The sequence below is a fragment of the Candidatus Pseudothioglobus sp. uisw_070 genome (assembly GCF_059512545.2).
The window spans coordinates 513,658-536,041 of record NZ_CM183456.2 but is presented as its reverse complement, the minus strand read 5'-3'; the positions used below and the strand labels follow the sequence as shown (position 1 = coordinate 536,041).

Genomic DNA, 22,384 nt, shown 5'->3' with positions numbered 1-22,384 from the left:
ACTGAAGAAAATTTATCCCCTCTTTCTTAACGTAACAATTTTACTTACAAAGAGAATTAAGGCTGTTTATTCAAGTGTCTATAATACATCTAAATAATAATTAGAGCTTGATCATATTTATTTTTAGAGTTAATCTGTACTCAAAATGAAAAAACAAAACAAAATACTTAGCAATATGCAAGGCATTAAGGATAATCAACAGCCTCCTAAAGAGCAAATTCAATCAATTATTGATACCTTCTCAAGTGGTCAAAAAAAAGAGGCTATTATTAAAATAGATGCATTAATCGAGAAATATCCTTTAGCACCATTACTTCTTAATATTAGTGGTTCTTTTTACAAATCTAATAGTCAACTAGATGTTGCAGTTATAAAATTTAATCAAGCTTTAGTTCTAGAGCCAAAATATACAGAAGTTCATTACAATCTTGGGGTGACACTTCGAGAGCTTGGTCAAATTGATGAAGCTATTAAAAGCTATAAGAGTGCCCTTAGTATTAAAAACGAACATCCAAATGCACACTATAATCTTGGTAACGCACTTTTAAGTCTCAAGCATTATGATGCTGCCATTGAGCATTTTGAATCAGCAGTAATTTTTAATCCCAAATTTGCTCAAGCTCATAATAATTTAGGTCTTGCTAATAAACTGCTTGGAAATGACGAAGAAGCAGGTAATAATTTTGATAAAGCCTTAATTATTAAACCAGATTATGCTGAGGCTGCGAACCATCGTGGAGTTATATTTCAGAATGATGGAGATCTTGAAAATGCCATTAAATATTATCAAAAGTCACTAAAAATTAACCCAGAACTAGCTGATGCATATAATAATATTGGCCTTACTGAAAAAGAACTTAATAAAACTAATAATGCAATAAAGTCTTTTGAAAGTGCTTTAGCAGTCGATCCTAATTTTGCGAATGCGTACTATAATTTAAGTCAAATTAAGCAGTACACTTTTAGCAAAGAGCAAGTTGCCAAACTTCAAGCACTTCTAAGTTCTGATGGTGTCAGTCAATCTGATCTAATCGCTATAAATTATTCATTAGCTGCAGTTAATGAAGGCTTACAAAATCAAGATAGGTTTTTTAATTACCTTCATGAGGCTAATCGACTGCGCAAAAAAGAACTAAATTACTCTATTAATACATCTAAAAAAATAATTTCGAGTATTTATGAAATATTTGCTGAACAACCTCAATCCATTAATTATCCTTTAAAGAATACCACATCCACTAAACGCCCTATATTTATACTCGGTATGCCTCGATCTGGAACCAGTCTGGTTGAGCAAATTATTTCAAGTCATAAGTTAGTTTATGGTGGAGGAGAGTTAAGCACTCTAATGAAGCTTTGTTTGCCATTATTAGAGAGTAAGCTCTCTAACATCGAAGATAAAAGTGCATCTTCTGAAAAAAACCTTATACATATTCGTGAAAAGTACTTAACCTCTCTTGCTCATTTGGATACTCCTTCTAAACTCATTACAGACAAAACCCCAGCAAATTTCCAATACATAGGTCTTATTTTTTCTATATTTCCTGACGCAAAAATTATTCATCTAAAAAGAGACCCTAGAGCCATATGCTGGTCAATTTATAAATCTAAGTGGGCTGGAAATGGCTATGGATTTTCTTACGATATGGAGGATTTAGTTACATATTATGGTTTATATTCATCCTTGATGGGTTTTTGGCATAAAAATTTCCCAGGAAAAATTTATGACATTTGTTATGAAGACTTAACTAAAAATCAAGAAGAGGAAACCAAAAAATTATTAAAGTATTGTGAATTAGATTGGGATGAAAACTGCCTAAACTTTCATAAAAATGAACGCGCTGTAAAAACTGCAAGCTCATTACAAGTCAGAGAGAAGATGTACCAAGGCAGCTCTGAAGCATGGAAAAAGTATGAAACACATATTCAACCACTCATTGATGGCCTTAAACCTTATTTAAACCAGTAAGAAAATAAGCTAGTTAACTATTTCATTTGACTCTAAAAATTTAAGAATGGAAGATACTGAACCATCTAGGCTTTGATTATCTGTATCAATTGTTAACTCTGGATTTTCTGGCACTTCATATGGCGAGTCAATACCTGTATAGTTTTTAATCTCTCCAGCCCTTGCTCTTTTATAAAGACCTTTGACATCTCTAGTCTCACAAGTCTCTAAACTGGATTTACAGTAGATTTCTATAAAGTCATCATTGGAAATTAATTTTCTAGCTTCAATTCGATCTTTATTGATTGGACTAATAAAGGCAGTCATTACAATTAAACCAGATTCAACCATTAGCTTGCTAACCTCACTAATTCGACGAATATTTTCTGTTCTCCCTGCCTCACTAAAGTCAAGATTAGAGTTTAATCCGTGACGCACATTATCACCATCCAGTACAAAAGTTCTACAACCTTTTTGAAATAATTTTTCTTCTAAAGCATGTGCTAAAGTAGACTTACCAGAGCCAGAAAGACCAGTAAACCAAAGAACAATTGAACGATGGTTATTTAATTTATTACGCCTGTGACGGGTTACGGATGCTTGATGATAAATTATGTTCGAGCGCTTCATTTTAAATACTAGATAAAAAGTATTAATTTAAATAAGTTATTATATAGTTTAATCAGATAAATATATTTAGATATCTAGCAACCTTTTAAGAGCGCTTCGACTGTTGTCCCCATATCAGAAGGATTCGGTGCAACCATAATCCCAGCATCTTTCAGAATTACTACCTTCTCAGCCGCACTTTCACCACTTGAGCTAACAATAGCACCTGCATGCCCCATCGTTCGTCCAGAGGGGGCTGTTAGGCCTGCTATATAAGCCGCCATAGGTTTGTTCATATGTTTTTGAAAGTATTCAGCTACCTCAGCCTCCTGAGGCCCTCCAATTTCTCCAATAATCATAACAGCTTCGGTTTCATCATCACTCTCAAAATATTTTAAAATTTCTAAAAAAGAGCTTCCATTAATTGGGTCACCACCAATTCCAACGCCAGTGCTAATGCCTATACCTAGCTCCTTCATTTGAGATGCCGCCTCATAACCTAAAGTTCCTGACCTTCCAATCAAGCCAACGTTGCCCTGTTTATAAATATGCCCAGGCATAATACCTAATAATGATTTTCCTGGACTAATCGTGCCAGCACAATTAGGACCCGTTAAAACCATACGTTTTTCTTGGGGGGCACTATTAATATAACGCTTTACTCTTATCATGTCATGTGTTGGAATTCCGTCAGTAATACTTACACAAAACTTTATATTTGATTCGGCCGCCTCCATAATTCCATCAGCAGCATAAGCTGGAGGAACAAAAACAATACTCGCTTCTGCGCCTGTAACTAAGACAGCTTCCTCGACTGTATTAAACACAGGCTTTCCTAAATGCATTGTGCCGCCTTTACCTGGAGTAACCCCTGCTACAATGTTTGTGCCATAGTCAATCATTTCTTGAGTATGAAAAGAACCAATACGGCCAGTTATGCCTTGAACTAAAACTGGAGTTTTTTCATCTATAAAAATACTCATTTTTAACTTTTACTCCCATTTGCGTGCTTCCATACAGACACAACTTTGTGCGCTGCATCAGACAAGGTGTCAGCTGTAATAACTTTTTTACCACTATCTTTTAATATTTTCTGTCCCTTTTCTACATTAGTTCCAGATAGACGAACAACTAAAGGGATGTCAATATCTCGCTTACTTAGCAAATCTACAATACCTTGGGCAACCCAATCACATCGATTAATTCCAGCAAAAATATTAATCAAAATAGCTTCTACAGACTTATCAGACAATACTAATTCTATCGATGTTGCTACTCTCTCAGCAGATGCGCCACCACCAATATCTAAAAAATTTGCAGGCTCTCCGCCCGCATGTTGAATCATATCCATTGTCGCCATAGCAAGACCTGCTCCATTAATAAGGCAACCAATATTTCCATCTAAACCAACATAGCTTAAATCATGCTCGGCAGCATTTGTTTCACGAGGATCCTCTTGTGTTTTATCACGAAATTCTAGAATTTCTGGCCTACGATAAAGTGCATTTTCATCAAATGTCATCTTCGCATCAATGGCCATAATTTTATTGTCAGTTGTCAATATTAACGGATTAATTTCCAATAAATTAGCGTCAGTATCACGAAATGCACGGTAACATTTCATAACTGCTCGACTAGCAGCGCCAACAACTTCATTAGGCAAATCTAATGTAAAAGCTAACTGACGAGCCTGAAAAGGCTGCATTCCAACAGCAGGGTCAATCATAATTTTTGAAATTTTTTCTGGTGTTTCTTCTGCAACTTTTTCAATATCCACTCCGCCTTCAGTAGAGGCAACTAAAGTGACTTTTTGAGTCGCTCTATCAAGAACAATGCTAAAGTAAAGCTCTTTAGCAATATCACTCGCTTCTTCAACATAGATGCTTGAAACCATCTTTCCTTCTGGACCAGTCTGGAGAGTTACAAGCTTATTACCAAGAAGGTTATGACAAAAATCAGCAATTTCTTGATGACTATTACATAACTTTACGCCGCCAGCTTTTCCGCGTGAACCTGAATGAAGTTGAGCTTTAACAATCCATTTACTCCCACCCAGTTCGCTGGCTTGGTAAATTGCCTCAGTCGCAGAATGAGCAACACCACCCCTTGGAATTGGGACCCCATATTTACCCAATAGCTTCTTAGCTTGATACTCATGAATATTCATAATTACGCGATAACTTTCCCATTTATTGCATTATCTGTATTGACAATATTTTCAGCCATCTTTGCAGAAGCAGCATCAATCATTCGTCCGTTTAATTGGGCCGCACCTCGACCTTCTTTAGCTGCCTCATCTAATGCAATAAGAATTTGTTTTGCATGGGAGACTTCAGATTCTGGGGGCGTATAAATCTCATTAGCCAACTCAATTTGTGAAGGGTGAATTGCCCACTTTCCCTCAAAGCCAAGAGCAGCACCTCTTCTTGCAGCATCTTTATAAGACTCAGGATCATTAAAATCCCCAAAAGGCCCATCAATTGGTCTTATTCCATAGGCCCTACAGGCCACTAACATTTGAGATAGGCCAGCATGCCATTGATCACCTGGATAATCAGGATTTAAACCACCTATAACAGTTGTGCGCGCTCGACAACTTGCGGCATAGTCTGCAACACCAAAGTGCATCGCCTCAAGTCGCTCTTCGCGACCACATTTAGCAATATCCATAACATTAGCCATACCTAAAGTAGTTTCAATAAGCACTTCAATTCCAATTTGATGTTTGATGCCCTTAGAAGTCTCAATTTGATTAAGCATTGCTGACAACATATAAACATCTGAAGCTGTGCCTACCTTAGGAAGTAAAATAGTATCAAGATGCTGGCCTGCTTGCTCAACCACCTCAACCACATCACGATACATATAGTGGGTATCGATACTGTTGATCCGAACAGAAATAGTCTTGCCATTACCTTGCCAATCTAGATCTTGAAGTGCACCAATAACATTTTTACGTGCCGTCATTTTGTCGTCTGGCGCTACAGCATCTTCTAAATCTAAAAAAACAAAATCTGCTGCGCTTGCTAGAGCTTTTTCAAACATACTAGGACTGGATCCTGGAACTGCTAATTCGCTTCGCTGAAGTCTCTGCTTTACTGGCTCATAAATAATATGACTCATAGTATTTCCTTTTAAATAATTTTTAAAAACCCTTATAAATCAGAAATAATTTTTAAATAATTAAAAACTATTTATTTATATTTAGAGCTTTAAGCTTTTAATGAACTACTATAGCAATAAAAAAACTTAGCGAGTTGAGTAATTATCAAAGGAGATATAGGTCAAATCAACTCTCAAGTTTATTTAACTTAGAATTGTGATTTAAATTCAGTTGAAGTGGCGTCCCGTAGGAGATTTGAACTACCTGTTTCCAGGATGAAATCCTGGCGTCCTGGGCCACTAGACGAACGGGACAGAGAGTTTTAGATGATATTACACTAGAACATTAAATTAAAGTTTGCCTTTTTTAATTAAAAAAATGGCATCGCGTAGGGGAATCGAACCCCTCTTGCCAGGATGAAAACCTGGAGTCCTAACCGATAGACGAACGCGACATTAAAACTATTTTGCTTGGTGGAGCTAGGCGTTACCCTAATAACGTTTGTCGCAACTAAGCCTTGTTCATCTATACTCAAAAAAGCACCAATAAAAACTATAAAGTACTTCATTAAAAAAGACTAAATAGTGTTATTTCTGTACCTGTCTATTGTACCAAATTAGTCATCTGCTTGCAAAACAATAGATGCGAATAAAAAGTAAGTATTTATAGCAAGATAAATCTAAGATGTAAGCCCCCCTACCATACTCCTTTTAAAGAACTAGACAACCTAGCAAAGGGAGCTTGACGCGACATTTAGAAATTCTAAAAATTACTTTCAGCATTAATAAAGAAATTAAATCGCTATTTTAATAGTTCAAAATACTATCTAGCTCTGTATATAATTATTGGCACATATTCACTTAAGACTGCTTTATTGAAACAAACGAATTTACTTAATACATCAAATGCCAAGGAAACTACACAATGAATGATGACAACTCAAGACAATACTATGACGATGAAATCGACCTAAGGCAATTATTTAAGTCATTAAAAGAGCGTAGTCGATTTATATTTACATTTACTGGCGTTGTTACCTTACTTGCAATTGGGTATGTTTTATCTTTAAATACTCAGCCCATAAAATACAATATAGAAACTTCTTTTCTTAAACCTAGTCAAAGTTCAGTTATTAAGCTCAATCAATATTCTTTATTAAATGAGAGAGCTAACTCAGCTTCAACAGAATCTGTTTTTAATAAATTCTTAACGATTCTAAATTCTCAAGTATTACAAAAAGAAGTATTTATCGACGGTGGTTATAGAGAGAAACTTGCTAAAGGAGACGCTCCATCAATCTCAATTACTAAGAATAAAGAGTCAGCGTTAACGGGAGTTGAGTTGCCTCATATTCTCAGTACTCAAAGCTCAAATCCTGATATTGTTTCTGAGTTTTTAAATGAGGTTCTTACTGCAGCAAATAACAAAACAGTTAATTATTTTATGAATATTCAAATGCTAAAGACTGCAAATCGTTTAAATGAAATAACTACAGAACGTCAATTACTATTGACTAAGTCAAAACAAGACCGCCTTTCACAAATCAAAAGAATCAAAGAAGCAGATAACCAAAAACTACGAGAGATTAATAACAAGATTGATGCAGCTAGGCTCATGGCAAAAACAGAGCGAATGAACCAAATAGTAGTTCTATCTAATGCTGCTAAATTAGCATCCACTCTTGGGATAATTGAAAATAACCTTAATCAGCTTGGTAAAGGCACAAATAATACAAATTTGAATATTGCAATTCAAAGCGGAACAGATATTCCAGACTGGTACTTATATGGTGAAACAGTCCTTCTAGAAATGATTTCATTATTAAAAAATCGAGAAAGTGATGACCCTTATATTCCAGAATTAGCCATATTAGATAATCAAATAAAAGAAATTAATAACAATACTCTATTACAAACACTTGAAAAGCGTATGGATGACAGTCCCTTTAGTCCTGAAATCAGCCAACTAGATATTGAAACAATACAGCTGGAATCAATCCGCCCAGATTCTACTGGTATTAATGCAATGGAGTTGTATCAAGCTGCGACCAGTGAAATAATCCCAACTACTAGTAGGAATCTACTAATAATAGCACTGGCTTTCACTGGTAGTTTTATACTTAGTATTCTTCTCGTTTTCTTGATGAATGCCTTTAAAGAAGAAGACGTAACTAGTATTCAGAAAGGCAAGTAAACTCCTTCAGAAGCGTGAATTTTGGACTCTCAGGGGTATATATAAAGGGTTTGGCAATCATTAGTAATTTTATGTAAGTTATTGATTTTACTACAATAATAAAACTGTTTTAGTAGTGGTTATTAAGTCAATACTGCTTCTTAGAAAACTCTAAATTAAATCCTGTGCTCTCTTTAACGATTCTAGACAATTCTGCTGTTGATTTAGGCGTGTAGTAAACAATACAATCGTGAACAAGTAAAGCCACATCATTAGGCTCAGAATTAGTAATTAATACATCCAGTATGAGCCTCTCATAGCCCTGCAATATATGAGCCATCGCTTTTGCTTTTGTCTCTATTTCTCTTTCAATACCAACAGCATTCTTTATAACCTTGGTATCACCAACTAAATGCTTATGAGCTATTTTAAAGGTACTCGCTAACTTCTTAAGCCAAGGGTTGTTTATGACTCTCTCTATTAACTGTGCATCCCCTTCACAGGCTTCATATATCTTCTGTTTATTATTATTGGTGAGCTGTGCACCATAAGTTAGTGCTTGAATGATTTCTTTAACAGTATCAATAGAAGTCTTTAAATCAGTAGCGAGCTTTTCTCTTGTTCCTTGCTTGTTGGATACGTACTCTCTTACTACTTCTAACTCTGGAAAGTCAACTTGTTCTCTATTGAGTAGTTGTACTAATAAGTTCTGATGAGCTGCCTCTAAGTCATACTCATAACAGCCTCTAAGAGCCGCATATCGGACACTTCTGTGGTAGCCTTGTAAGATGGCACTCTGTGCCGTATATCGACCTGTTTTGGCTTCCTTATAGAACACCGGAATGAGTGGGTTATTTTGCTCTCTAGAGGTAGCTAACAACCTATCTATTTCATAGATTCTTTGACGATTGCTTTCTTCAGTGAAGCAATTACTGGAAAGGGTTGTAGAGGTATGTTTTACTTTTACCCCACCTAGTGCCTCCTCGTCGCCTCCTCGTCTTTTCTCATCATCCTTTGTTGTCTTAATTAGCTCCTCTTTATGCTCTATCAAAGAGTTAATATCTATCCGTATTAACTCACTTATATTAATACTATTAGAAGTACTACTGATGTCTCTAATAATAGCACCACCATAATTGCTAGCAATCTCTTGTGCCGATTCTCCATTACGGTTTATCATTCCTTTCGACTCACTAATAGCTTCTATTGGTTTCTCAAACCAGTCATCTACTAACTTCTGAATCTTAGGAGACAATTGGTAACCATTCAGTGTGCCTTTGACTGTGCCCCAACTATCAAAAGCCCTTACTGTTTTATTAATCCATTTAGTAGCAGGATAGGAAGTAGCTCCACCTGTTTGTTCCTTACACAACATATATTTAGATTCTGTTGACCCGTGTCTAGTCCTTTTGGGTCTTAGAGAGTAGCCATTATCGTTTACCTTTCTGAAGTCTCTTGGGTCGGTAAAGTTACGGGAAACTTCTTCAGTACCCATAGGGAAACTATCTGGCTTGCGATTATGTTTGTTGTGCTTAATGATGTTACTGTGTTGCCAAAAAGCATTGGTATAGCCTGTCTGTATACGTTTAGGGAGTCTTGAGAATTCTTCTCCTAATACTTGTTGAGCCTCAAGTTGGAGGGAATGAGGGAATAAGTCAGTTAAAGGCGGTTTAGGTTTGCTCAAAAGAGATTAGAAATTCCTTAATAAACTTATTGTATTCTATTCTGAAACCCAATACTACTAAGCACACTATTTATCAGTTTCTTTTATAGTCAATCCTTAATACTTAATTGACTGAATAGCCTTGTTTAACATAGATAAACCATATCCTTTGCCATACGCCCTCCCAATACTAGAGCTGGAATGCCCAGTTATTGCATCACTAACAGCCTCATCTACTCCAGAATTTCTTAGTGCATCCTTCATCAGATGGCGAAACGAATGGAACACTTTAGAGTCATCGTTTATACCTAACTTAGTAAGATGCCTGCCGAACCACTTCGACCAATTTTGAGTTAGGCGTCCATAAATATCAGCTTTAAGCAACGGAAACACTCTCGGGCACTCTAACGCCTTCACATAGGTAATAAATCCTATCTCTATCAAATCATAATGAATTGGAACTCTTCTAACGGATGATTTGTTCTTTAACTGTTTATCCTCAGAGCTATTCACATCAAAATACCATATGCTGTCTTCACACCTAACATCACCAACCAACAACTGTCCTATCTCTTCTAATCGCATCCCTGTATATAAGGCAATAATTGGAATCCAATATGCCGCTGAGCCTGCACCGCCCTTCGGTCTTAATTGATTGGAGTAAACGTCACTGGAAAATATCTTATCCAAATCACTCGCTGTGAATGGTAGCCTATCCCTTTGTGAGGACTTTCTTCGAATTGTTTTGCCTGTAACTGGGTTATGCCAATTATCGTTAAAATAGCTATTATCTGAAGCCCACTGCAATACACAAGACAGTAAAGACAAGTGCTTATTAATGGAGCTATCTGATAACGTTCTGCCATTGTATTTCCCGCTCATCTCAGTAACAATACTACGCAGTGACTTCGCTCTGAGCCGCTCAGGCAGTATAGAAGGTGTCTTTATTAGTAACTCTTTGAACTCTCTAATCATTACGCCGCTTATCGTTTCTGCAGCTCTATTGCCATAAACTCCAATAAAACGATTCACCACCTTCTGCGACTCATCTAGACGCTTTACTGATGGCTTGTTTTCTGCATTAAATTTGTCAAATAGTTCTTGTAATCTTGCTCCAACAACTAACTTGGTAGCATTCACATTAAGTTGGTTACTGTTAACATTGATGCAACCACTGCGAGCTAACTCAAATAGTTTCTCGCATTCCTGCTGCTTAATAGCGAACAATCGTCTCGCCGTATGAGGCTCTCTCGTATGAAGAGATTCTTTAATTATCGCTCTGTTTAATAAATGACGGCACGCATTAGGAACGGCACGTCTAAAGTAATATATTCCAGAGTTTGGGTGTTTGTATGGCGTAGCTATTCTCATATTCTGTACCAATGTTCTGTACCAATATAGAATTTAAGAGTGCTTTTATCTTTCTAAGCCCTAATCTGTAAGGCTTGCCTTGAGTATGGCATCGCGTAGGGGAATCGAACCCCTCTTGCCAGGATGAAAACCTGGAGTCCTAACCGATAGACGAACGCGACATTAAAACTATTTTGCTTGGTGGAGCTAGGCGGGATCGAACCGCCGACCTCTTCACTGCCAGCGAAGCGCTCTCCCAGCTGAGCTATAGCCCCAAGAAACTAGGATGTTTAGCAAAAGCGTAAATTATAATCTGTATCTCATTTCAGTCAAGTCAAAATTGGTAAAATAATGCATTATGGAAAAAACATACAACAGCAATCAATACTCAATCGACGTGCTTTATCATATTGGCGCCTATGAAAATTCAATTCATTTTATTTTTGATGAAGCAACCAAAACATGTGCAATCGTAGACCCTGCATGGGAGCCAGACTTATTTTTAGAGAAAATAAAGAGTAAAGGCTATACCCTTACCGATATTTGGATTACGCACTGGCATGGAGATCATACAAATGCGGTCGATGACCTAGCAAATAAAACAGGCGCAAAAATTACTGCTGGCGTTAATGAAGTTCCTTACTTAAATATTGAAAATAAAGTTCACACAGTTAAAGATGGTGAAATCATCAAGCTAGGTGAAACAAAAATAAAAATTATTGAAACCCCTGGGCATACTGCTGGTGGTATTTGCTACCTTTTAGATGAGCATCTTATTGCTGGTGACACATTATTCGTTTATGGCGTTGGTATATGCAGCCTTGCAGGCTCCAATCCAGTGACATTATTTCATTCACTTAAAAAATTATTGACTGAAGTGGGAGATGATATCCACTTATTATGTGGACATAATTATGGATCAGAGATAACAACGACAATAGCAGATCAAAAAAAAGCAAACCCTTTTTTACTTATCAAAGATCAAGATACCTTTGTTCGCTATAGAATGCATGTCCATGATTCAACTAGAACGTACCCTATGTCTCCAATGACACTAGACGAAGTAAATGCCTTACTATGATAGGAATTTATGGCGGCTCCTTTGATCCCGTTCATCTTGGACACCTTCAAACAGCTACATCAATAAAAAATGAACTCAGTATTGATCGACTATTTATGCTGCCTTGCTTCGTGCCTGTCCATAAAAATTCTCTAAATTACACCTCCAAAGAAAGACTTCAAATGCTAAATCTGGCTATTAAAGAGTTCACGAGTCTTGAAATAGATACGAGAGAAATTTTACGCGGCGGAAACTCTTTCATGATTGACACCCTACTCGACTTAAAAGAGTCATTTAAAGATGAATCAATTTGCTTAGTTATTGGAATGGATAGCTTTATCAATTTTAAAACTTGGAAAAACTGGGATGAATTTTCAAAGTTGGTTCATTTAGCTGTGCTTCCACGAATTGGCGATCAACCAATTAGTAAAACTCTAGAAACTTTTGACACAACAAAGAATGCTCATCAACTTAAAGCAAAACCAAATGGATACTTATATTTTTCCAATTCTCAAATGATAGATATTTCATCGAGTGATATTAGAGGTAAAATTGCCGCCAATCAAAATCTTGATAATTTTTTACCTACTTCCATAATTAGCTTTATAAAAAAATATGACACTTGACAAACAAACAAAAATTGTTGAAAACGTAATTGATGATTTAAAAGGTGAAAATGTTATAACCCTAAACGTTATGAAACAGTGTGATGATATAGAGGCAATTATTATAGCTACCGGCAGATCAATACAACATGTCAAAAGTATGGCTATAAATGTCAGTACGGAAGCTAAGAGAGTTGGCATGGTTGTCCTAGGAATCGAAGGCAAACAACAAAGTGAGTGGGCCTTAGTTGACCTAGGTGAGGTTGTTGTTCACTTAATGACTGAAAAAACCAGGGACTTCTATAAATTAGAAAAATTATGGTCTACCGAGGAAGATGAGGATTAATCTAATAACGATCGGCAAAAAAATGCCTAGTTGGATTAATCTTGGTATTGAGCACTATCAAAAACAACTTCCTAGTTACTATAATTTCACAATTACAAGCTTAGAATCTCAAAACCGAAAATCAAGCAGCTCAGAAAATTCAAAAAACCTTGAAGCAAAATTACTTCTAGAAGCCGCCAGCGAGGCAACACTATTGGTAGCCTTTGATGAGACTGGGACTCAAAAAACTAGTAAACAAATTTCTAAGTCAATCGAAAGCTGGCAGCTTGATGGTGAGAACGTTGCACTTTTCATTGGAGGCGCAGATGGGCTTTCTTCAGAAATAAAACAGAAATGTCATCAGGTTTGGGGGCTGTCCAATCTAACAATGACGCACTCAATGGCAAGACTGTTGGTAGTAGAACAAATCTACCGTGGATATAGCCTACTTAATAATCGCCCGTACCATAGAGAATAAAATCAGAGAATTGATTGAATGTTCTCTGGAGGTCTTCCAATAGCAACCCCCTTCTCAGTTCTGACGATTGGTCGCTCAATTAAAATTGGAAACTCATGCATTGCTTTAATTAACTCGTCTTCGCTTAAAGATTTATTAGATAGCTCCAATTCTTTGTACTTCGATTCTCCCTTTCTAAGAAGTTCTCTAGCGCTTATACCCAAATCACTCAAAATTGCTCTGAGCTCTGATTCACTGGGAGGCTCAATCAAGTAATTAACAACATCAAAGTCAACTTCATTTTGTTCTAAAATAGCAACAGTTGCTCTTGATTTGGAGCAACGAGAATTGTGATAAATCTTTGCATTCATAAAACTGACTAATGAAAAAAATTCTAATTATACTCTGGCTAATAACTCCATTTCATGCAAGCCAAGCATTAAGTTTTAACGATATAGTAAACTGGGCGAAACCTCTAATGCCATGGTATGAATCTGTTCCAAAGCTTTCATTTAGCCTAACAGATACAAAAGGTGTCATTTTTACAGAGAAAAATACTCACGGTAAATATCTTGTTATTAATTTTTGGGCAACTTGGTGTACTCCTTGCCTAAAAGAGATTCCTGCATTTGTAAAATTTTATGAAGAAAATTCTGATTATGTTGAAATCCTTGGACTTGATTTTGAGCCTGTAGATCTAGAAATAATTAATGACTATGTGGGGCGCTTTTCGATTAACTATCCTATCGTACTTTATAACGAAGATAATGACTCTGAATATTTAAATTTTGGCGAAATTATAGGCATGCCAACTACTCAAATATATAGCCCAGAGGGTGAATTACTTCATACTTTTATGGGTGAAATTACAATAGACGATTTGAGCAAATTTATAGTACCAACCTCTTAGAGCAACCGCCCTCATCACGAACCATTCTTGGAACTAAATAACCTGGTAATAAGGTTTGAAGTGTTTTATAAATCTCTTTGGCTCTTTTATCTGTAACTAAAAAACGCTCAGCTCCAGAAACCTTATCAAGAAGGTGGATATAGTATGGCAATATATTAAATTCAAAAAGCTTGTTAGACAGTTCAGATAAAACCTTAGCACTATCATTCACGTCCTTAAGTAATACTGACTGATTTAATAAAGTATGAGTCTTTAAGCTCTCAACATTTTTCATAAACTCATAAGATATTTCCCTCGCATGATTTATATGAAAAACAAAAACGACTTTTAACTTAGTTTTGTTAAGCATATCAACTAGCTCCTGAGTAATTCTTGATGGAATTACTACAGCTGTTCTAGTATGAAATCTAACTGTTTTAATATGACCAATAACCTCAATTTTATTTAGTATTTTGCTAATTTTTTTATCACTTAAAGTCAAAGGATCGCCCCCACTTAAGACAACTTCACTCACTTCTTTTTTATTCAGTAAATAATTCTCAATAGTGGGCCAGTTTTTTAAAATATCATGCGAAACATAATCAAAATTCTGTCTAAAACAGTACTGACAATGAATTGCACACACACTAGTTGCTATTAGGAGAACTCGTGAGGGGTACTTATGAATTAAACCCTTAACTGGAGAGTGTTCTTCATCTGAAACAGGTGAATCAAAAAAACCCTCAGTAACTCTGACTTCTTCTGGAAGAATTTGAAGCATTAAAGGATCCAAAGGATCAGACTTATCAATTCTTTCTGCAAATTCAAGTGGTATTTTGATGGGAAAGTGAAATTCTTTAAAAGCACTTCCTTCAAAATATTCGTTGCACTCGTTAGCGCTTTTCAATGATGAGCGCGCACTCTCATTCCAAGATTTATTCATATTAATTTAGTAGTAAGCCAGCTTAACTGTGACAAAGAAATCAGTCATCATTATAATGGCTCATAATCTGATTATAATTTATCTATACTTGCATCAAGTAATAACCTTTTTTAAATAATCAGAACAAAAAACCTCCAAATTTAATTAAATACCTAATATGAATTCTGCGCCAATAGTTGATGGACTAAATGAAAAACAACAGCAATCTGTTACCCTAAGTGAAGACACAAATGCATTAATTCTTGCAGGTGCCGGGAGCGGAAAAACGCGCGTATTAACTCAAAGAATTCATTATTTAGTAACAACAAAGAATCATCATGTTGACGACATACTTGCAGTTACTTTTACAAATAAAGCTGCTAATGAAATGAAAGAGCGATTGAGTGATCTTCTAAGACAGCCAATGGGCAGGATGTGGGTTGGCACTTTTCACTCGCTAGCTCATAGACTACTTAGGACTCATCCAGTAGAGGCGAATCTTTCGCCCACATTTCAAATTCTAGATGCACAAGATCAGTTTCGAATCGTTAAACGCTTGATGAAAGAGAATGGTATTGATGAAACAAAGTTCCCTATAAAAAAGGTGCAATGGTTTATTAACCAACAGAAAGATGAAGGCATATTGCCCCATCAAATTGATGCAGGCTATAACTTTTTTGTAAAGCAGAGCACTAAAGTTTTTGATCTTTATGAGAAGCATTGTCAGGCTAATGACTTGGTTGATTTTGCAGGCTTACTCGTTAAAAGTTACGAGCTTTTAAAGAATAATCAGTCCCTTTTAGATCACTACCAAAATAAATTTCGTCATATCTTAGTTGATGAATTTCAAGATACTAACCGAGTCCAATATCAGTTTATAAAAATACTTCATAATCAAAACAACCATGTTTTCTGTGTTGGGGATGATGATCAATCAATTTACGGCTGGAGGGGTGCAAGAATTGAAAATATTCAAAAAATAGAGAGTGACTTTAAACCAATTCAAGTTATCAAGCTTGAGCAAAATTATCGCTCAACAGGAAATATTCTTAGCGCATCAAATGCCCTAATTGCAAACAACCAGAATAGGCTTGAAAAATCACTCTGGACGGAGTCAGGAGATGGCGATCTTGTCAATGTATTTAATGCAAGAACCGAAACGGAGGAAGCTCAATATGTAATTGGTGAAATCCAGACCCAATTTAATCAAGGTAGGAACCTAGATGAATGCGCCATACTTTATCGATCAAACGCCCAATCTAGAGAATTTGAACAAGCACTTAGAGGGCAAAATCTTAACTATAAAATCTATGGGGGTTTGCCATTTTTTGTACGTGCAGAAGTAAAAGATGCAATGGGTTATGTTCGACTCATTGAAAACACTTCTGATAATATTGCTTTTGAGAGGATTGTGAACTTTCCAACTCGTGGGATTGGACTGTCAACTATTGAAAAAATCAGATCTCACGCTATTGAAAACCATACTGACCTTTTTCAGTCATCAATTGCTATTATTAATAGCCTGCCAGCAAGGGCAGCAAATGCTTTACAGTCGTTTATCCATTTAATTGAAGAAATTAGTGACAGCACTAAAAATCTAATGCTTAGTGAAAAGGTTGACTCTATTCTACTTCAATCTGGATTAATGGCACACTATGCTAATGATAAGACTGATAAGGCTGGCACTAAAAAAGCAAACCTAGGTGAACTAGTTACAGCAGCAACTAAATATACCCATGAAGAAGATAATGAACTAAATGAAACTCAGGGCTTTATTACTCTTGCAACTCTTGACTCCACTGGTGAGTCTAATAAAAGTAATCAAGGGTCTGTTCAGCTAATGACTGTCCATTCAGCCAAAGGATTAGAGTTTCCTGTAGTCTTTTTGGTAGGTCTGGAAGAAGATTTGTTTCCATCCAGACAACGCGAGGGAGAGGCTCCTAATACTGATGAAGAAAGGCGTCTTTGTTATGTAGGTATGACTAGAGCAATGAAGTCTCTTACCCTCACCTATGCAAGTAGACGTTTTATTAATGGGCAATCCTTTTATTCAATGCAATCAAGGTTCCTTGACGAGATTCCAAAAAGTTTTTTAAACTATATTAAAAACCCTAATAGTGAAAGCACTCATCAAGGATATGAAAAAAATACCAACTTTAGCAAGAAGATGGTTGCAACTTCAGATTCAATGTACTCAATAGGTCAGGTCGTTAAGCACGCAAAATTTGGACTTGGCACTATTTTAAATTATGAGGGAAGTGGTGACTCAATGCGACTGCAAATTAATTTTCAAAAAGCTGGAACGAAATGGTTGATTAGCTCTTACGCTAATCTAGAGATAGTTTAGCCTTGAGACCAAGGCATCCCATCATGCCTCCAACCATTAAGGTTGCCTCGATGATCGTTTTCATCCAAGTCACCCTCAAATCCACTAGCGACATGGGAAAGACAAGTAAAACCATTACTTTCAAGGCACTTTAAAGCCTCATTTGATCTGAATCCACTTCTGCATATAAAAATCAGTTCAGTATTCAGTACTTCACTTCGGTCTCCGAGTTCATTCAGAACTGATTCGTAAAAAGCCTCTGGATCAGATTTTAAATCCGGCTCATCAAACCAAGGAATAAGAATTGAATTTTCTGGATAGCCTACATACTTATGTTCAGCACGTGTTCTAACATCAATCAATACAGCCTCTGGATTTTCCTTAAGTCTTTCCATAGCCATTTTTGGCAACAAGTTACGCTTATAGCTCATTAATCTTTCCAATAGAAATTAAAATCTTATCTAATATTATCATACGTTAATACTTATTTTTTGCGAGTAAAAAGTGCAATTGACTCTACATGTGCAGTTTGCGGAAACATATCCATCACGCCTGCACTCATCAAAGTAAAGCCTAATTCAATCAAACGAGCAGTATCTCTAGCAAGAGTAGCAGGATTGCAAGAAACATAAACTAAACGCTCAATGTTTAATTTTGGAAGAAGCTCAACAATCTCAATTGCCCCAGTTCTAGCTGGGTCAATTAAAGCTTTATTATATTTTTGACCTCTAAACCATTCAGAGCCTGATACATCTTCAGACAGGTCTGCCTTATAAAATGAGGCGTTAGTAATTCCATTAGCATCGGCATTGGCTTTAGCTCTTTCTACTAAGCCTTTATCACCCTCTATACCAACTATTTTTTCAACATATTTTGAAATAGGAAGCGTAAAGTTACCAAGCCCACAGAAAAGATCAAGAACACTATCTTGATCATTCAATTCGAGCAATTCAATCGCAAGGTTAATCATTTTTTGATTAAGCGCAAAATTAACTTGTGTAAAGTCATTCGGTAAAAATTCCATTTCAATCTTATGATCAGGAATAGAGTAAGTTAGGGTTACAGCTCCAATCAAAGGCTTAATGGTGTCTAAGCCTCCACTCTGCGTATACCAAGTTATTGATACTCTTTCGCCGCACTTTTTAAGTATAGCTTCATCAGCCTCAGTCAAAGGCTGGAGATGCCTTAAAATTAATATTGTATGTGACTCCGAAATTGCAGCCTCAATCTGAGGAATATGCTCCCTAATACTGAGCTTACCAATACAGTCTGCAATTATTTCTAGATTGTCACCAAGCGACGGATGTAAAACCTCACAGCGGCTCATCACAGTTATAAATGAAGACTTTCTTTCTCTAAAACCAACAAGAACTTTTTCTTTTTTGGCAACATAGCGAACGCCCAATCGTGCTTTACGGCGATAACCCCAGCTCTCAACCTGCATAGGCTCGAGCCAGTTTTTAGGTTCAGTCTTGGCTTGACCAATAAACGCACTTTGAAGCCAACTCTGCTTTGCAATTATTTGATTTTCAGATGAAAGGTGCTGAAATGAGCAACCACCACATATTCCATAAACAGCACACTTTGCCTCAATTCTATCTGGTGATGATTTAATTATTTCGACAACATCAGCCTCTTCAAACTTTGCTCTGGAGAGCGTACGGGATGCAATAACTTTTTCTCCAGGTAAAGCCCCTCGAGTAAAGATAACTTTGTTGTCACTATGAGAAATACCTCTGCCTTCATGGGATAATGACTCAATCTCTATTTCATAAATTTTACTCTTTAACTTTCTACCTCTAGACATCTAACAACTCCACCCAATGCTTCACAGGAATTGAGCTGCCTTTTTGAAGATGCATCAAACAGCCTATATTGCTAGTAACTATAATCTCTGGCTGAGAAGCATTTAAATTTTCAAGTTTATTTATCATTAATTTATTTGATATTTCAGTTTCAAAGATTGAATATGTTCCCGCAGAGCCACAGCAGATATGTGAATCCTTAATTGGATCTTTAAGATAGCCAAACTGAGACAGGATTGACTCAACAAGTCCGCCTAATTTTTGGCCATGTTGTATAGTGCATGGCTCATGATAGGAAACATTTAACTCTGATAATTGCAGTCCACTCAAATCTTGATTTGCTAGATATTCTGCAATATCTTGAGTTTTTGATGAAACTTTTTTAGCCTTCTCAAAATATGGATCTGACTCCTCAAATAGGCTTGGATAATCCTTTACCATGACCCCGCATCCACTCGCGCTGGAAATAATAGCCTCTGCATTTGATTCAAGCTCTAGAGTCCATTTATCAATATTACGTTTCACTTTTGATAAAGCATCTTTTGGTGCAGCCAAGTGCTGATCTAATGCACCGCAACAATCACTTTGGCTGCCCTCTAGAACTCTTACATCTAATTTAGCTAAAATATTTTTTATGCTATGATTAATGTTAGGAGCTAGTGTTGGCTGCACACAACCCCCTAAAATTAGCACTGTGGACTTTACCTTTTTAGGCTTAATTGGTTTTGAAATAATTTTAGAGTGTCGAAAAAAATAACCTACCGGTTTAAAAATTAAAGGTGTTGAAAGAACTTTTCTTACTGAAAATCGATAAAGTGTTTGCAGGATTGATCTTTTAGGCTCTATAAAATTACGCCCAACCTCAAGCAGCTTGCCATATTCAACACCTGAAGGGCAGTTTGTTTCACAGGAGCGACAAGTAAGGCACTGATCCAAATGCTTTAGAGATTTAGAGCTATATTCATTATTTTCAAGTGCTGACTTTATTAAATAAATTCGACCTCTTGGAGAATCAAGCTCATCTCCTGAAATTTGATAGGTCGGACAGGTTGGCAAACAAAAACCACAGTGCACACATGAGGCAATTACTTGGCTAGCAATGTCATTTTCATGTTGTGTGATCGATGGCTGTTTAAGCTCTGCATGCATTAGATAAAAACTCCATAAGGATCAAATACTTTTTTTAACTTAATTTCAACTTGCTCTCTTAATGACGACTCTTTATTTTTTATTGATGGTTTTTTATGAAACTGTACTGCTACTTTTTCAGGCAAGATCTTTAAGCTAATTTGAGTTATTATTGCCAAACGACCCATTGAGCCAACCAAGAGGCGAGATACATCATAACCAGCAACATTCTTCATAACCTGGCCACCAAAATTTAGCAGTTCACCCTTACCATTAATTATTTGAACGCCTAGAACACTATCTGAAAATTCTGCTCCAGATGTTGCATACATTGACCCAATTGTTTTTTTAGAGTCATCGGTAAAAAAAGCTAAAGCTTGATTATTTTTTGACAAAATTTTATTAACTTCATCAATAGTTGTTCCAGCCTTTAACGTAATGACTAACTCTTCTGGGAAGTATTCGACAATCCCTGAATATGAAGACATATTTAATTGCTCTTCTTTATTGTCTTTAACATTATTAGTAATTCTGAGTTTATTAGCTTGCCTTACTTTATGCTGCATTTCTGAAATTGAGCTCATAGCTAGAAGCGCTCCAATTCAGGGTGAGGTAAATTGCCATTATGAACATGCATATTTCCTAATTCAGCACAACGATGAAGCGTAGGCACTGCCTTTCCAGGATTAAGAAGAGAATGGGGGTCAAAGACCGCTTTAATTTGATGAAAAATCTCTAGCTCTGAACTATTATATTGATGACACATAGCATCTAATTTCTCAATTCCCACGCCATGCTCACCAGTAATTGATCCACCCATATCAACACATAACTTGAGGATGTCATTACCAAAGTCTTCTGCTTTTTCAAGCTCTCCTGGCTGAGCGGCATCATATAGAATTAAAGGGTGTAAATTGCCATCACCGGCATGAAAGACATTTGCAACTCTTAGATCATATGTTGTTGAAAGTTTGCTAATCTTTTCCAGAACATCAGCTAAAAATCTTTTTGGAATTGTGCCATCCATACAATAGTAATCAGGAGATAACCTTCCAACCGCAGGAAATGCTGACTTCCTTCCCTTCCAAAAAAGTAAGCGCTCTTCCTCATTTTCTGACACTCTTACAGAAGAGGCTTTAGAAAGTATATTAATAACTTTATTTAAATCTTCCTTTACCAAGTCTTCAGAGCCATCTAACTCACACAGTAATAGTGCCTTAGCGCCTAATGGGTATCCTGCTTGAGCAAAGGCCTCAGAAGCTTCAATGGCAAATTGATCCATCATCTCCAGCCCGGCTGGGATAACTCCAATCTTAATAATTTCTGCTACTGTATTAGCACAATCTCTAACACTATCAAAACCAGCCATTACAAGCTTTGCTACTTGTGGTTTTTTAGTCAGCTTAACAGTAATTTCAGATATAACACCCAAAAGGCCTTCTGATCCTGTCATTAATGCCAATAAACCCATGCCTTCATCTTGCCTCGAAAAAAGCAACTCTTGGCCATCTATTGTCAATATTTTTACTGCCTCTAAGTTTTGAACTGTAAGTCCATACTTAAGACAATGAACGCCGCCTGAATTCTCGGCAACATTTCCACCAATAGTGCACGCTATTTGAGAAGAAGGGTCTGGCGCATAATACAAACCATACTCTTCAACTGCCTCACTAATAGCAATGTTACGAACTCCTGGCTCAACTATTGCTATTTGAGCTTCTGGATCAATGGAGAGGATTCGGGTTAGCTTTGAAAGCCCCAGAACGACACTGTCTTTAAGCGGTAAAGCGCCTCCAGATAGCCCTGTCCCTGCCCCTCTTGTAACCACAGGAGTATTATTTTTCTTACAAATTTCCAAAACTTTTTTAATTTGATCAACACTACTAGGTAAAGCAACAGCTAAGGGCTTTTGTTTATAAACACTAAGGCCATCGCATTCGAAAGGACGAGTATTCTCTTCACCAGATATGACTGAATTTTTGGGCAAAGCCTTGGTTAACTCTGAAATAATAGACATATCAC

Annotated in this window: 21 protein-coding genes and 4 tRNA genes; 8 read left to right on the top strand and 17 right to left on the bottom strand. The window is 36.5% G+C overall.

Annotated features, from left to right (window positions below):
• Window positions 1-145: 145 nt before the first annotated feature.
• Window positions 146-1,969 carry a sulfotransferase gene (locus AC5YGD_RS02690; RefSeq protein WP_496142017.1) on the top strand — a complete coding sequence of 608 codons (1,824 nt, stop codon included), beginning with the start codon at window positions 146-148 and terminating at the stop codon, window positions 1,967-1,969.
• 9 nt (window positions 1,970-1,978) lie between these two features.
• On the opposite strand, the gene cysC is transcribed toward AC5YGD_RS02690, so the two are convergent.
• From cysC to AC5YGD_RS02660, 6 genes are all read right to left on the bottom strand, one after another.
• Window positions 1,979-2,578: an adenylyl-sulfate kinase gene (gene cysC, locus AC5YGD_RS02685; protein WP_496142016.1), complete on the bottom strand. Its 600-nt coding sequence runs from the start codon at window positions 2,576-2,578 to the stop codon at window positions 1,979-1,981.
• Between the two features lie 74 nt (window positions 2,579-2,652).
• Window positions 2,653-3,540, bottom strand: a complete 888-nt coding sequence (gene sucD / locus AC5YGD_RS02680) for a succinate--CoA ligase subunit alpha (protein ID WP_496142015.1) — start codon at window positions 3,538-3,540, stop codon at window positions 2,653-2,655.
• Window positions 3,541-3,542: 2 nt separating this feature from the next.
• Window positions 3,543-4,724 carry a malate--CoA ligase subunit beta gene (locus tag AC5YGD_RS02675; RefSeq protein ID WP_496142014.1) on the bottom strand — a complete coding sequence of 394 codons (1,182 nt, stop codon included), beginning with the start codon at window positions 4,722-4,724 and terminating at the stop codon, window positions 3,543-3,545.
• A gap of 2 nt (window positions 4,725-4,726) precedes the next feature.
• Window positions 4,727-5,680, bottom strand: a complete 954-nt coding sequence (locus AC5YGD_RS02670) for an aldolase/citrate lyase family protein (protein ID WP_496142013.1) — start codon at window positions 5,678-5,680, stop codon at window positions 4,727-4,729.
• Window positions 5,681-5,897: 217 nt separating this feature from the next.
• Window positions 5,898-5,974, bottom strand: a tRNA-Glu gene (locus tag AC5YGD_RS02665).
• A 65-nt stretch (window positions 5,975-6,039) separates the two neighbouring features.
• Window positions 6,040-6,114 (bottom strand) — tRNA-Glu (locus AC5YGD_RS02660).
• Window positions 6,115-6,584: 470 nt separating this feature from the next.
• On the opposite strand from AC5YGD_RS02660, the gene AC5YGD_RS02655 reads away from it, so the two are divergent.
• Window positions 6,585-7,853: a Wzz/FepE/Etk N-terminal domain-containing protein gene (locus AC5YGD_RS02655; RefSeq protein ID WP_496142012.1), complete on the top strand. Its 1,269-nt coding sequence runs from the start codon at window positions 6,585-6,587 to the stop codon at window positions 7,851-7,853.
• Window positions 7,854-7,980: 127 nt separating this feature from the next.
• On the opposite strand, the gene AC5YGD_RS02650 is transcribed toward AC5YGD_RS02655, so the two are convergent.
• The 4 genes from AC5YGD_RS02650 to AC5YGD_RS02635 all read right to left on the bottom strand — a co-directional run bounded on the left by AC5YGD_RS02650 (window position 7,981) and on the right by AC5YGD_RS02635 (window position 11,120).
• Complete coding sequence (locus AC5YGD_RS02650) at window positions 7,981-9,516, bottom strand: hypothetical protein (RefSeq protein WP_496142010.1); 1,536 nt, start codon at window positions 9,514-9,516, stop codon at window positions 7,981-7,983.
• Between the two features lie 96 nt (window positions 9,517-9,612).
• Window positions 9,613-10,866, bottom strand: a complete 1,254-nt coding sequence (locus tag AC5YGD_RS02645; RefSeq protein WP_496142009.1) for a DUF6538 domain-containing protein — start codon at window positions 10,864-10,866, stop codon at window positions 9,613-9,615.
• 86 nt (window positions 10,867-10,952) lie between these two features.
• Window positions 10,953-11,027 (bottom strand) — tRNA-Glu (locus tag AC5YGD_RS02640).
• 17 nt (window positions 11,028-11,044) lie between these two features.
• Window positions 11,045-11,120: transfer RNA gene (locus AC5YGD_RS02635), tRNA-Ala, on the bottom strand.
• 83 nt (window positions 11,121-11,203) lie between these two features.
• Between AC5YGD_RS02635 and AC5YGD_RS02630 the strand changes: the two genes are divergently transcribed.
• Genes AC5YGD_RS02630 through rlmH form a run of 4 tightly spaced genes read left to right on the top strand, consistent with a single transcriptional unit; the run spans window position 11,204 to window position 13,313 of the window.
• On the top strand, window positions 11,204-11,926 hold the full coding sequence (locus tag AC5YGD_RS02630) for an MBL fold metallo-hydrolase (RefSeq protein ID WP_496142007.1): 723 nt from the start codon (window positions 11,204-11,206) through the stop codon (window positions 11,924-11,926).
• Window positions 11,923-12,531 carry a nicotinate (nicotinamide) nucleotide adenylyltransferase gene (gene nadD / locus AC5YGD_RS02625; protein ID WP_496142005.1) on the top strand — a complete coding sequence of 203 codons (609 nt, stop codon included), beginning with the start codon at window positions 11,923-11,925 and terminating at the stop codon, window positions 12,529-12,531. The genes AC5YGD_RS02630 and nadD overlap by 4 nt, the downstream gene beginning before the upstream one ends.
• On the top strand, window positions 12,521-12,856 hold the full coding sequence (gene rsfS, locus AC5YGD_RS02620; protein WP_496142004.1) for a ribosome silencing factor: 336 nt from the start codon (window positions 12,521-12,523) through the stop codon (window positions 12,854-12,856). The genes nadD and rsfS overlap by 11 nt, the downstream gene beginning before the upstream one ends.
• Before the next feature lie 22 nt (window positions 12,857-12,878).
• A complete protein-coding gene (gene rlmH / locus AC5YGD_RS02615) occupies window positions 12,879-13,313 on the top strand; it encodes a 23S rRNA (pseudouridine(1915)-N(3))-methyltransferase RlmH (RefSeq protein WP_496142003.1) in 435 nt (144 codons plus the stop codon).
• A gap of 2 nt (window positions 13,314-13,315) precedes the next feature.
• On the opposite strand, the gene arsC is transcribed toward rlmH, so the two are convergent.
• A complete protein-coding gene (gene arsC, locus AC5YGD_RS02610) occupies window positions 13,316-13,663 on the bottom strand; it encodes an arsenate reductase (glutaredoxin) (RefSeq protein WP_416652885.1) in 348 nt (115 codons plus the stop codon).
• A gap of 11 nt (window positions 13,664-13,674) precedes the next feature.
• On the opposite strand from arsC, the gene AC5YGD_RS02605 reads away from it, so the two are divergent.
• The gene (locus AC5YGD_RS02605) at window positions 13,675-14,202 is read left to right on the top strand and encodes a redoxin domain-containing protein (protein ID WP_496142002.1); all 528 of its coding nucleotides are present in this window, start codon (window positions 13,675-13,677) and stop codon (window positions 14,200-14,202) included.
• Here AC5YGD_RS02605 and AC5YGD_RS02600 read toward each other — a convergent pair.
• A complete protein-coding gene (locus AC5YGD_RS02600; RefSeq protein ID WP_496142001.1) occupies window positions 14,183-15,124 on the bottom strand; it encodes a KamA family radical SAM protein in 942 nt (313 codons plus the stop codon). The two genes, AC5YGD_RS02605 and AC5YGD_RS02600, sit on opposite strands and share 20 nt — an antisense overlap.
• A gap of 157 nt (window positions 15,125-15,281) precedes the next feature.
• On the opposite strand from AC5YGD_RS02600, the gene AC5YGD_RS02595 reads away from it, so the two are divergent.
• Window positions 15,282-17,450 carry a UvrD-helicase domain-containing protein gene (locus AC5YGD_RS02595; RefSeq protein WP_496142000.1) on the top strand — a complete coding sequence of 723 codons (2,169 nt, stop codon included), beginning with the start codon at window positions 15,282-15,284 and terminating at the stop codon, window positions 17,448-17,450.
• Here the strand turns inward: AC5YGD_RS02595 and AC5YGD_RS02590 are convergent.
• Genes AC5YGD_RS02590 through AC5YGD_RS02570 form a run of 5 tightly spaced genes read right to left on the bottom strand, consistent with a single transcriptional unit; the run spans window position 17,447 to window position 22,379 of the window.
• On the bottom strand, window positions 17,447-17,860 hold the full coding sequence (locus AC5YGD_RS02590; protein ID WP_496141999.1) for a rhodanese-like domain-containing protein: 414 nt from the start codon (window positions 17,858-17,860) through the stop codon (window positions 17,447-17,449). The two genes, AC5YGD_RS02595 and AC5YGD_RS02590, sit on opposite strands and share 4 nt — an antisense overlap.
• A 53-nt stretch (window positions 17,861-17,913) precedes the next feature.
• Complete coding sequence (gene rlmD / locus AC5YGD_RS02585) at window positions 17,914-19,236, bottom strand: 23S rRNA (uracil(1939)-C(5))-methyltransferase RlmD (protein ID WP_496141998.1); 1,323 nt, start codon at window positions 19,234-19,236, stop codon at window positions 17,914-17,916.
• On the bottom strand, window positions 19,229-20,383 hold the full coding sequence (gene glcF, locus AC5YGD_RS02580) for a glycolate oxidase subunit GlcF (protein WP_496141997.1): 1,155 nt from the start codon (window positions 20,381-20,383) through the stop codon (window positions 19,229-19,231). The genes rlmD and glcF overlap by 8 nt, the downstream gene beginning before the upstream one ends.
• Entirely contained in the window at window positions 20,383-20,946 is a 564-nt protein-coding gene (locus AC5YGD_RS02575) for an FAD-binding protein (RefSeq protein ID WP_496141996.1), read from the bottom strand. Before AC5YGD_RS02575 ends, glcF begins: the two co-directional genes overlap by 1 nt.
• A 2-nt stretch (window positions 20,947-20,948) precedes the next feature.
• The gene (locus tag AC5YGD_RS02570; protein ID WP_496141995.1) at window positions 20,949-22,379 is read right to left on the bottom strand and encodes an FAD-linked oxidase C-terminal domain-containing protein; all 1,431 of its coding nucleotides are present in this window, start codon (window positions 22,377-22,379) and stop codon (window positions 20,949-20,951) included.
• Window positions 22,380-22,384: the final 5 nt, after the last annotated feature.